The sequence below is a fragment of the Novosphingobium sp. B1 genome, from assembly GCF_900176395.1.
Taxonomy (GTDB): domain Bacteria; phylum Pseudomonadota; class Alphaproteobacteria; order Sphingomonadales; family Sphingomonadaceae; genus Novosphingobium.
The window spans coordinates 61,273-68,344 of record NZ_FWXL01000015.1 but is presented as its reverse complement, the minus strand read 5'-3'; the positions used below and the strand labels follow the sequence as shown (position 1 = coordinate 68,344).

Sequence of the window (7,072 nt, the reverse complement as noted above, 5' to 3'; positions counted from 1 at the left end):
GCGCAATTTGCCGTGATCTTCGGCGAACGTTTCATCAGAGCCATGGCGGCCTGATGATCAACCGCCCGGCCGCACACGGAAATCCTGACAGTCCCCCGGATTGATCGGCGCTCCCCTCCAACGTTGCGCTGCCTGAAATCGCTGCCTCCAACGGCCCCGTATCGGTGCTGAGGAGCAAATCTGTCGCCACGCTTTCGGAAGCCAACAACAGCGGCTCTGTTGTATCGAGGAGGCTGGGCGACAGCAGATCAGTGGCCGTTTCAGTCAGGCTGGCTCCCGCAATATCCGACGTTGCAGCCACCTCCGCTGACGCAGAAATGTCACCCACAGTTACACTTGCCGAGGCCAGGTCAGCCAAGGCATCGAACACATCGCCTTCAAGCAACGCGTTCGCTTCAAGATCTGAAACCAGTGCGACGTCGATATCGGTGCCCAACAGGTTCTCGACAGGATCAAGCGTGACATCGGCCTCCACCAGCGTCTCGCCGGTGAGCGGCTCGGTCATCGCTGACGTGCAGAAAACCTTCAGATCAGAATGGAATTTCGGCGCCATCCCAGGCGAACAGGCGCCCGCTGTCTACTGTGTCGAGGCCAGCTATCACCTGCAGCAGTTTCGCCGCCGAGATCTCGGGCGTGAACAGCTTGCCTTCTGCAACATTACGCTGGAACGGCTGTGATAGCGGAGTGTCGACAGTACCAGGGTGGAGCGTCACGGCTACCGCCCGGGGATTGGTCCGGCCCAATTCGATCGCGAAATTGCGCACGAGCATGTTCAGTGCTGCCTTGGACGCCCGATAGGAATGCCAGCCGCCCAGGCGATTGTCGGCGATCGATCCAACCTTGGCAGAGATGGCGGCGAACACGGGCTTGCCCTGCTTGCGCAACAGCGGGAGCGTGTGCTTGGCGATCAGGGCAGGGCCGATGGCATTGATCGCATAAAGTTCGGCCATGGCATCGGCATCGAGCGTTCGCCACGATTTCTCCGGGCCATCGCCGCTTTCGCGGGTCAATCGACCGGTGGCGACGAGTACGAGATCGAGCGGCTCACCGATCGCTGCACATGCCTTGGCAATGGAGGCTTCGCTGGTCAGGTCGAAACGGTGGGGGATCGCGCCTGAGGGCACTCTTGCCGGATCGCGAGCGATTCCATGCACCTCGGCCACGTCGGCCCGCGCGCAAAGCTGCTCTGCCAGCGCTGCGCCGATCCCACCACTGGCGCCGAACACGGCGCATCGCAGCCCGTTGCTGTCTGACGGTTCCATGCAGCCGTTCATGGATCGGTGCCGTCTGTCCGTCGATACGGCCTTAAGCAAGTAGAGCCATGCAGCGATGCTGTGTTGCGTGCATAAGACAGCTTGCGCCGCGACGCGTCAGGCACCATGTTGCCGGTTGCCCAATAACGGAAAGTTCGATTGCGATGGCCTCCACCCCGACCGAAACCGCCACGATGAGCCCGATCTCGCTGACACCGCCCGAACCGGTGCCGGTTGTCGCGCCTGCTCAGGCCGCAGGACTGGTGCCGGTTTCGCAGGAGAATCGCAGCAAGCTCGAAGCCAAGGTCGATGCGTTCGTCGCCGATCTCGTATCGGTCGATGCGCAGAGCCCCGAGTTCGGCAAGAAGGTCGATCAGTTGACCAACATGGGCCGCAAGGAGATCGCCGCAGCCGCCGGCATGTCGAACCGCTTCCTCGACCGGCCAGTTCGCGCGATGGACAAGGATACGGGCGTGGGGTCCGACCTTGCCGCGCTGCGTCGGACAGTGGAAGAACTTGATCCGGGCAAGCAGGGCAAGCTGTCCACCGGACGGAAGATCCTCGGCATCATTCCGTTTGGCAATTCGATGAAGAAGTACTTCGACGGTTATTTTTCGGCCCAAGGGCACATCAAGGCGATCCTCGAACGCCTTGCCTCGGGCAAGGACGAATTGCTGATGGACAACGCCGCGATCGACGTCGAACGGCAGAAGCTGTGGGAGGTGATGGGCAACCTCGAGCAGATGATCCACATTTCGAAGACGCTCGACGGGAAGCTTGAAGAAGCAGCAGCCGATCTTGATCATTCGGATCCGGCGAAGGCCAAGGCGATCCGCGAGAGCGCCCTGTTCTACACCCGCCAGCGCACGCAGGACCTGCTGACGCAGATGGCCGTGACGGTGCAGGGTTATCTTGCGCTCGATCTCGTAAAGAAGAACAATGTCGAACTGGTCAAGGGCGTGGATCGCGCCAGCACAACCACCGTGGCAGCCCTGCGCACGGCGGTGACCGTGGCGCAGGCGATGACGAACCAGCGTCTGGTCCTGCAGCAGATCACCGCGCTCAACACCACGACCGCGAACATGATCGATTCCACCGGCAAGCTGCTGCGCGAGCAGACAGGCAAGATCCACGAGATGGCCGTTTCGAGCACGATCCCGCTGGAGACGCTGCAGCGTGCCTTCCAGAATATCTACGACACAATGGATACGATCGACACGTTCAAGCTCAAGGCATTGGATGCCATGAAGCAGACGGTGGACACGCTGTCGGGCGAAGTCGAGAAGTCGAAGGGGTATATCGCGCGGGCTGAAGGTGCGGCGCAGGCCAAGCTTGCCGGCCCCGACACATCTCCTTTGCTGACGCTGGAGGGCTGAGCGGTCGATGGCCAATTCCTCGGCACATGACAGCGATCGCATACTTGCCGAAGCGCGCTCCTCCTTGGTGCGCCAGCAGGCGGGCGGGCGGCGCAGCATTGGCAAGCGTTCGGCCGAACTGAAGCGCCAGCACTTCGGCAAGAAGGCGGCGCGCATGGCAATGTCGGTCGGCGTGCTGCTGGTCGGTGCGATGGTCGCCGGGATGATCCTGGATGGCATCGGCATAACCGGTGTGATGGTGCTGGGGCTGGCCATGGTCGCGGCGCTGTGGTTCTTCGCGACGTTTCCGAAAATGAAGGTACCTGATCTTGCCGCCCTCAATAGCGGCGATGTTCGCACGATGGTTGGGCGGACCGAACTGTGGCTCGAGGCGCAGCGGCCGGCCTTGCCGGCACCTGCAGTGCAACTGGTCGATCAGATCGGTGTCCAGCTTGATGGGCTTGGCGTTCAGCTGGAAGGCATCGACCCGGGCGAGCCTGCCGCGGTCGAAGTCCGCAAACTGGTGGGGGAGCACCTCCCCGGCATGGTCGAAAGCTATCGCAAGATCCCGCAGCACTTGCGGCGCGAAGAGCGCGGCGGGCTCAATGCCGATCAGCAACTTGCCGACGGTCTCGGCAAGATCAGCAAGGAAATCGACGAGATCACGCGCCAACTGGCCGCTGGCGACCTTGATGCCCTGGCCGTGCGCGGGCGTTATCTGGATTACCGCTATGGCGAAGGGCTTGATGCCGCGCCCCAACTCGAAGCCCCGAAAGCCTCCTGATGCGCATTGCCATTCCCCACTCGCTCGATCGCGACGAAGCGCGTCGCCGGCTTCGCGAGAAAGCCGGACAGGCCGCAGCCAAGGCTGATGGCATGGCTACCGTGACCACGACGTTCACTGACGACGACCACATGGTGATGACCGTCAGCGCGATGGGCTATACGCTTGATTGCGGGGTCGAACTGGCGGAGAAGGAGCTGGTGGTCGACGTCGATCTGCCCGCCAGCCTCGGCTTTGCCAAGCGCATGATCGAAGGCATCATCCGCGAAAAGAGCGGCAAGCTCTTGGCCTGATTTCTCGGCCCGGATCTTCGGCCCGAGCGTCAGATCTCGCGGTCGAGCTCGAGCAGTTCCTGCGGCAGGCGGAGCGAACTTGCCGCAATCCGCGTTTCGAGCAGCAGATAGACCAGCGCGATCATCAGCAAGGCGATCGCGGCGAAGAACGTGATACCGGTCAGGTTGCGCAGTTCGAGCCCGGCCATCTCGCCGATGAAAAGCGAGCCCACCGTCACGCCGATTGCCAGGCCGGATATCACCAGCAACAGCAAGGCGCGCCCGATCAGGTGGATGCGCCGATCGACGTAACGCAGTTCGATCACGACCACGTCATGTTCGCGACCGGTGGTTTCGCCGTGCTGTCCCTGCAACGTGCGCGAACGATCGACGATTCGGCCAAGCCGGGTAGTCAGGATGTTCATGATATTGCCGATGGCGACGAGCACGAACACGGGTGCCAGCGCAAGCTGGATAGTCTGGGCAATCACGCCTGTATGAGCGGCATTCATCTGGATCCTCGGATTTTGCGACAGCCATGTGGCATGCCGCTTCCAAGGCGGGCAAGCAGGATACGTTTGCGCCTCGGCACGGCGGCAGCGCTCAGAACCACATCCTCAGGCCGATGACCGCACTGAGTTGCGACGGGTTTTCTCCGTCGACACGTGCCAATCGCGCGGTTTCGCCCAGCTTTCGCTCCCAGTGAACACCAACATAGGGTGCGAACTCGCGGACGAATTCGTAGCGCAGGCGCGCTCCCAGCTCGATCTTCTCGAAGCCCGAACCGATGTGCAGTTCGGGCACGTCCTGGGCTGCAGCATCAAGCTCTACCGATGGCTGCAGGATGAGGCGCTGGGTCAGGCGCATGTCGTGTTCGGCCTCCACACGAAAGTGCACGTCCCCCTTGTTCGAGACGAACGCGTGGGCGCCAACCTCGAACCAGTAAGGGGCAAGGCCCTCGATGCCGATAACGCCATAAGTGCGGTCCGGCCCCGCCGCGAAGTCCTGTCGCACGCCGAGTTCGAAGTTCCACCACGGGTCGAGCGCGTGGCGCCAGGCGGCGCGCACTTCGCCGGTTTCCAGCGGGCTGCCAAACGCGCCATCGCCCTCGGTTTCGACCGCAAGCCGGTCGATGTCTCCGCCGATCCATCCCATCGCCTGCCAGGCATAGCCATTCCTGCCGTTGCGCGGGCGGTATTCGAGCCGGTCGAGGATCAGGGCATTGCCGAAGAAGCGGCCTTCACTGGCGAGATCGGCGCGGGCCTGCACCATGCGCTGCCTGTCCCAGAAGGCGTCGGCGGGGTGATCGGTCGGGGCAGGTGGGGGAGGCGCGTTGCCGACTTCGCTGTCCGGCACGGTCGGCATGGTGTGGCCCATATGAGCCGAATGGTCCATCGGTGTGGCATCGGCAGAACCGTCTGTGGCGGCTTGTGCGTGCATGGAGTGATCCATGCCCTCCATCGCCTGCTCATCGGCAGCCGCGCCGCCGGTTGCGCCCATATCGTGCCCGGAATGGTCTATGCCCTGCATCTGGGACATGTCGTGGCCTGCGTGCGGGTCCTGTGCTTCTTGCGCAACTGCGGGCGTGGCCATCAGGGCCGCTGCGGCGAGCATCATGTTTCTCATGCTGCCCCTCCATCGGCACGCACGGTGACGACACGCATCATCCCGGCATGCATGTGCAGCAGCATGTGGCAATGAAACGCCCAGTCGCCTTCGGCATCGGCGGTCAGGTCGAAGCTGGCCTTGCCACCGGGCAAGACATTGACCGTGTGCTTGCGCGGGCGGTTGACCGGCTCGCCCGTGACCAGTTCGAAGAAGTGGCCGTGCAGGTGGATCGGATGTGGCATCATCGTGTGGTTGATCAGGTTCACCCTCACGCGCTCACCTTTGCGGAAGGGGATCGGCTTGGCCCCGTCAGAGATGGTCTCGCCATCGATGGACCACATGTAGCGTTCCATGTTGGCGGTAAGGTTCACGTCGATCTGTCGCGATGGTTTGCGAAGGTCCGGGTTGGCTACGCGCGAGCGCAGGTCGGCGTAGGTCAGCACGCGGTGATCGACATCCTCGAGGCCGGTCGGCTTGTCGGCAAGACGATCGGCGGGCATCGGCGAGATCGTGGCTACGCCCGGTCCCGCCTTGACGCCGGGCGCGAGAGACAGGTCGCGCATCTTCATCGAATGGCCCGCCATGCTCTCGTTTGCGGGCTTGGACAGATCGATTTCGCCGCTGCTGCCCATGTCCATGCCACTCATGTCCATGCCCATGTCGCGCATGGTGAGGACGGGACGGGCGCGCCGGGCAGGAATGGCACCGGCGAGGCCAATCTGCGGGGCCAGCGTGGCGCGCACAAGCCCGGACCGATCGATTGCCTCGGCGATTATGCCGAATGGCGCAGAATCGTTCGGCTGGACGATCACGTCATAGGTCTCGGCGATCGCGATCTGGAATTCGTCGGTTTCGACGGGCTGGACGTTGCAGCCATCGGCCGCGACGACTGTCATCGGCAGCCCCGGGATGCGAAAGTTGAAGTTGGTCATCGAAGATGCGTTGATGATGCGCAGCTTGATTCGCTCGCCGGGGCGGAACAGCGCCGTCCAGTTCGCGCCGGTATCGTGACCATTGATGACATAGGAATAGGTGGCGCCAGTCACGTCCGAAATGTCGGTCGCGTCCATGCGCATCTTGGCCCATTCGAGCCGTTCCTTGAGGCTCTGGTCCTTGCCCTTGAGCAAGCCGCCGACAGTCTGGCGCTGCCAGTTGAAATAGCCACCCATGGCCTTGAGCTTGCGCAGTTGCTCATGCGGATTCATCGGGCTCCAGTCCGCCAGCATCAGCACGTATTCGCGATCGAACGGGGCAGCGGCGTCAGGCTCTGCCGGGTCGATCAGAATGGGGCCATAGAGCCCTTCGGCCTCCTGCATGCCCGAGTGCGAATGGTACCAGAACGTGCCCGAATGTGTGATCGGGAACTCATAGGTAAAGGTCTCGCCCGGATCGATGCCCGGAAACGAAAGGCCAGGCACGCCATCCATCTGGAAAGGCACGAGCAACCCGTGCCAGTGGATCGAGCTTTGTTCTGGCAGCGTGTTTGTGACAGCGATGCGTACCTTCTGCCCTTCGCGCAGGCGGATGAGCGGCGCCGGGATCGATCCGTTGACGGCCACGGCAGCACCGGACCTGTTGCCCACACCGAACTTTGCCGCGCCGATCGAAAGCGCGATGCTCTCGCCCGATAGCACACCACCGGTGTTGCGGCCTGCCGGCGCACCGGATTTTGTGGCGTGCCCGCCATGGCCGCCCATGTGCCCCGATTGGGCCCAGAGCGGAAACACTGGCATGGTGGCTAGTGCGCCTGCTCCCATAAGCAGGCGGCGGCGATTGAGGATGAGTGGTTTGTCCATTTGC

At 62.8% G+C, this 7,072-nt stretch carries 8 protein-coding genes; 3 read left to right on the top strand and 5 right to left on the bottom strand.

The features are described from left to right. Positions 1–34 precede the first annotated feature (34 nt). Both B9A23_RS18495 and B9A23_RS18490 read right to left on the bottom strand, forming a co-directional pair. On the bottom strand, positions 35–553 hold the full coding sequence (locus B9A23_RS18495) for a hypothetical protein (protein WP_139797556.1): 519 nt from the start codon (positions 551–553) through the stop codon (positions 35–37). After that, a complete protein-coding gene (locus B9A23_RS18490; RefSeq protein WP_176218067.1) occupies positions 531–1,262 on the bottom strand; it encodes an SDR family NAD(P)-dependent oxidoreductase in 732 nt (243 codons plus the stop codon). Before B9A23_RS18490 ends, B9A23_RS18495 begins: the two co-directional genes overlap by 23 nt. Before the next feature lie 155 nt (positions 1,263–1,417). On the opposite strand from B9A23_RS18490, the gene B9A23_RS18485 reads away from it, so the two are divergent. Genes B9A23_RS18485 through B9A23_RS18475 form a run of 3 tightly spaced genes read left to right on the top strand, consistent with a single transcriptional unit; the run spans position 1,418 to position 3,685 of the window. Then, complete coding sequence (locus tag B9A23_RS18485; RefSeq protein WP_084280614.1) at positions 1,418–2,629, top strand: toxic anion resistance protein; 1,212 nt, start codon at positions 1,418–1,420, stop codon at positions 2,627–2,629. 7 nt (positions 2,630–2,636) lie between these two features. Continuing rightward, positions 2,637–3,392: a hypothetical protein gene (locus B9A23_RS18480; protein ID WP_084280613.1), complete on the top strand. Its 756-nt coding sequence runs from the start codon at positions 2,637–2,639 to the stop codon at positions 3,390–3,392. Beyond that, positions 3,392–3,685, top strand: coding sequence for a polyhydroxyalkanoic acid system family protein (locus B9A23_RS18475; protein WP_084280612.1), 294 nt, complete (start codon positions 3,392–3,394; stop codon positions 3,683–3,685). Before B9A23_RS18480 ends, B9A23_RS18475 begins: the two co-directional genes overlap by 1 nt. 29 nt (positions 3,686–3,714) lie before the next feature. On the opposite strand, the gene B9A23_RS18470 is transcribed toward B9A23_RS18475, so the two are convergent. The 3 genes from B9A23_RS18470 to B9A23_RS18460 form a co-directional block, all read right to left on the bottom strand. Beyond that, on the bottom strand, positions 3,715–4,176 hold the full coding sequence (locus tag B9A23_RS18470) for a DUF2721 domain-containing protein (RefSeq protein WP_176218066.1): 462 nt from the start codon (positions 4,174–4,176) through the stop codon (positions 3,715–3,717). A gap of 91 nt (positions 4,177–4,267) precedes the next feature. Next, the gene (locus B9A23_RS18465) at positions 4,268–5,290 is read right to left on the bottom strand and encodes a copper resistance protein B (protein WP_139797555.1); all 1,023 of its coding nucleotides are present in this window, start codon (positions 5,288–5,290) and stop codon (positions 4,268–4,270) included. Continuing rightward, complete coding sequence (locus B9A23_RS18460; protein WP_084280610.1) at positions 5,287–7,068, bottom strand: copper resistance system multicopper oxidase; 1,782 nt, start codon at positions 7,066–7,068, stop codon at positions 5,287–5,289. The genes B9A23_RS18465 and B9A23_RS18460 overlap by 4 nt, the downstream gene beginning before the upstream one ends. Between the last annotated feature and the right edge of the window lie 4 nt (positions 7,069–7,072).

Coding starts and splice junctions, on each gene's coding strand:
- B9A23_RS18495 (WP_139797556.1), bottom strand. CDS start 553: ATGGCGCCGAAATTCCATTCTGATCTGAAGGTTTTCTGCACGTCAGCG.
- B9A23_RS18490 (WP_176218067.1), bottom strand. CDS start 1,262: ATGGAACCGTCAGACAGCAACGGGCTGCGATGCGCCGTGTTCGGCGCC.
- B9A23_RS18485 (WP_084280614.1), top strand. CDS start 1,418: ATGGCCTCCACCCCGACCGAAACCGCCACGATGAGCCCGATCTCGCTG.
- B9A23_RS18480 (WP_084280613.1), top strand. CDS start 2,637: ATGGCCAATTCCTCGGCACATGACAGCGATCGCATACTTGCCGAAGCG.
- B9A23_RS18475 (WP_084280612.1), top strand. CDS start 3,392: ATGCGCATTGCCATTCCCCACTCGCTCGATCGCGACGAAGCGCGTCGC.
- B9A23_RS18470 (WP_176218066.1), bottom strand. CDS start 4,176: ATGAATGCCGCTCATACAGGCGTGATTGCCCAGACTATCCAGCTTGCG.
- B9A23_RS18465 (WP_139797555.1), bottom strand. CDS start 5,290: ATGAGAAACATGATGCTCGCCGCAGCGGCCCTGATGGCCACGCCCGCA.
- B9A23_RS18460 (WP_084280610.1), bottom strand. CDS start 7,068: ATGGACAAACCACTCATCCTCAATCGCCGCCGCCTGCTTATGGGAGCA.